At 59.3% G+C, this 3,310-nt stretch carries 2 protein-coding genes; both read right to left on the bottom strand.

The window, feature by feature from the left end; genetic code table 11:
* Window positions 1-229: 229 nt before the first annotated feature.
* Entirely contained in the window at window positions 230-1,141 is a 912-nt protein-coding gene (locus ABX749_RS26895) for an alpha/beta hydrolase (RefSeq protein ID WP_372898729.1), read from the bottom strand.
* Window positions 1,142-1,185: 44 nt separating this feature from the next.
* Window positions 1,186-3,310, bottom strand: a 2,125-nt coding sequence (locus ABX749_RS26890; RefSeq protein WP_372898728.1) for a hypothetical protein, incomplete at its 5' end; no start/stop codon positions are given.

Here is a 3,310-nt window from a genome sequence, read left to right as displayed (position 1 = left end):
GGTACCTCGGCAGTTGACCGGGTCAACCATTGAAACTGATACCACGGATGGCAGCGCGAACCCACGGATTTCTGGCACCCTGTCATCCGTGTGTTCGCGCTGCCATCAGTGGGTGAAGTGGAGGGCCTGCGCCCAATATCGCCAACAATAGACGCCCCCTTGGTGCCGCACTCGCATACTCGTCGGGCCGACCTGATCGCGTTGATTTCGGACGACCGATTGAATCGACTCATCGCAAACGGCGTCCGATCTCCGCCGCCACTTGCTGCCCGACTTCCATCCCGGTGTCAAAGATTCCGGCGAAGTGCAGAAACGCGTGGAGCATGCCGTCGTGCTGTTGGTGTTGAACCTCCACGCCGCTGCGCTGCAACAGCTGGGCGTATCGGTTGCCTTCATCACGCAACACATCGTATTCGGCCGTGATGACCAGCGCCGGAGGCAGATGCTCATGTGAGGCGGCTTGGCTGGGCGCCGCTTCGGAAGCCCCCGCTTGCCCGTCCAAAAACTGGCTCCAGAACCATCGCATGTTCTCGCGTGTCAATCCAAAGCCGTCGGCAAATTCGCGATAGGATGGCGTTTCGAAATTCGGTTCGATCACTGGATAGAGCAACACTTGCAGCGCGATCGGGAAATTCCCCTGGTCGCGCGACCTGATCGCAACCGACGCGGCCAAGTGGCCTCCGGCGCTGTCACCGGCGACGGCCAACCGTGACCCATCCACGTTCAATCGATCCGCGTTTTGCACGACGTATTCGGTCGCCCGGTAACAATCGTCGATCGGCCCCGGAAATGCATTCTCCGGCGACAATCCATAATCCACCGCGACAACCGCGCATCCCGACGCGTCGGCCAGACGACGGCAAAATGCATCGTGTGTGTCCAGGTTGCCGAGCACCCATCCGCCGCCGTGAAAAAACATCGTCACGGGCACCGCCGTCGCGTGATTGGAATAGAGCCGCAGTCGCAGCCCACACGGCAAGGTGTGGTCTTCGACGCGAGCCAACTCGGGCGCGTCGCCACACATCTCTTCAAAGGTCAAGAAGACTTCGCGCGCCTTTTCGACGCCCAGTTCTTCCCAACTCGGACGGTCTTCTTCAGCCAGGGTCTCGACAAAGGCTTGGGCTTGGGGATGCAGCGGCATGGTTGATTTCGGCGGTCAGAAACGAGTGACAGAAGCGAGTGAAGCTACCAGGACTCGAGTCGCTGCTGGAGTGCTTCATACTCGGTGTCGGATTGTCCGCCGGATTCTATCAGACCGATTCGAAACGATTGAGCACCCTTGAGCAACGGTTGGATTCCCTTGTTTCCGCGACCGAATCCGAACACGACCATCCCGTCAGGTGATTGGAGTCCTTTGTCGGAGTTGCCCAGATGGGCGAACGTGTCGAGGGCGTCGTCGGGCGTTTGATGGACAAACGCAAGAACACGTGGTGTTTGCACGTCGCCCAGGTATGCCCAGCGGAATCGATCAAAGAGTTTGTCACCGGCAAAGTAGTCGCGTGGCGTTCGCGTCGGCGGCGTCACATCGGTGGCAAAGTATTGTGACTGGGGAGCCCATCGTCCCGCGATCGGGCCTTCGTAGAGAAACCAGAACGGACGCTTCGGGTCATCGGTCTGAACCTGCAGATCCGCGTGGGTGGCGTGAAACGTCCATCGAAGCCGCCAGGTGCCGGTTTCGCTCGTCGTTTCAATGGTTCGCGGGTCAACTTGTTTGCTGGTCCCACGATCCCAACCGGGATGCCCAAATCCACCTTCATCCCCCTGAAACAACAGATTCGGCAACCCACGAAAGGACGATGCCGCCGAGGCCGGATAGCGATCCCAAGGTTCTTTCTTGAATCCGATCCAATCGTTGCCGTCGCGATCGATCAAACGCGACAGACCGCCGGATCGCTTGTCCAACCAATAGGTCGCACGCGGAGTGTCGATCACAAAATGATCTCGATCCTCGTAACGGCCCTGGTTAATCACGACCTCCGGCCGCGGCATCCGCACGGCGATCGCCGGTCCCGGCCAAAGCACCTCCAACATGTGGTGTTCCGTCTCGCTATGGATCGTGAACGTGTTGACGCCGTGCTTCAAAACACTCGGCGGAAACGCCAGGATGTCATAATCATAGAAATGATTCTTGCCGCCGACGGGAAACGAATGATCGTTGATGCGAAGCGGTTCGTGGTGCCCGTCCCAGCCGTGCCAGGTCCGCAGGTGCAGCACGGCTTCGGTTGACGCGTGGATCGGGGCCGAGTCGGGAATCAAGAACGTGCACGACTTCGTTTTTCCCGCGCGGACCCCGAAGTCTTCTGGCACGTCTGCGGCCGCGAACAGCTGGACGCTGTGGTCGGGCCGATGCAACGAAAGCTGTTCGACCGGTTCGGTGACCGACCAATATCCGCGGGAGTCCTGGATCCGAGCGACGAGCGAAATGTTTCCCGGTGCTTGATCTGGCACCCACGCGGTTTGCCAACTCAAACGATAGGGCTGTTTCCAAAGCGTGCCGACGTGATCACGAATCTCGTTGGCCTGACCGCGGACGAGCTGGAAATGGCTTTCGTGATAGCCGTTGAACTCGCCGTCGCCATCTTCATCATAGCCATCGTACGACGCCAACACGTCGATCCGTCCGACGCCCATGGCCGCATCGGCGACGACCTCGATTTGCGGGTTCTCTCCCAGCGTCTGGCCCCTTCGTGGGCTCACAATCCGACCGGCAATCCGATGGTTTTCGCCTTTGACGTCTTTGTCGTAATAAATGCGAACGACCATCGAATACAGCCCCCATTGTCCCCAGCCGAACCCTCCGTCTTCATCGCAATCGGCATCGAAAACGTTGACGCCTTCACGCAAGTCTTCCAGCGGTACGCCGACCGTCGGGTTGTCTTGAAAGAACACCTGCTCGGGGCGGATGCCATCGGGCAAACCTGTCAACTCGGGAACCGGAATCCAATCGTTGTCGTTGAACCGGATCCGTTTGTTGACCGTGCCGCGATGGCCGCCCCAGCGATCCAACATCGCTTCGGCCCGGACCGCATGCTCAAAATCATCGATTCGAATTTCGATCCGCGCGTTGGGCAGATGCGCTTTCGCACGCTCGAATTTCTCCACCGCCCGTTTGTCGGTGACACGCCAATCACGATCACCACCGTTGTGCACGGCAAACTCGCGATACAGGTCCCCGGGCTGCGGACCACGTCCGTCGGCAACGGGAACGTGAATCAAGATCAGGACAACGACCAAGACGATCGGTTTCATGGGGATCTCGCGATCGGCGGGTAGGGGGAGACGCAGCGTGAATGATAGCTGATGGACCGCC

The organism is Stieleria sp., from assembly GCF_041595215.1.
Lineage (GTDB): Bacteria > Planctomycetota > Planctomycetia > Pirellulales > Pirellulaceae > Stieleria > Stieleria magnilauensis.
The sequence above is the reverse complement of the archived record's forward strand: the minus strand, read 5'-3'. Positions and strand labels throughout refer to the sequence as shown.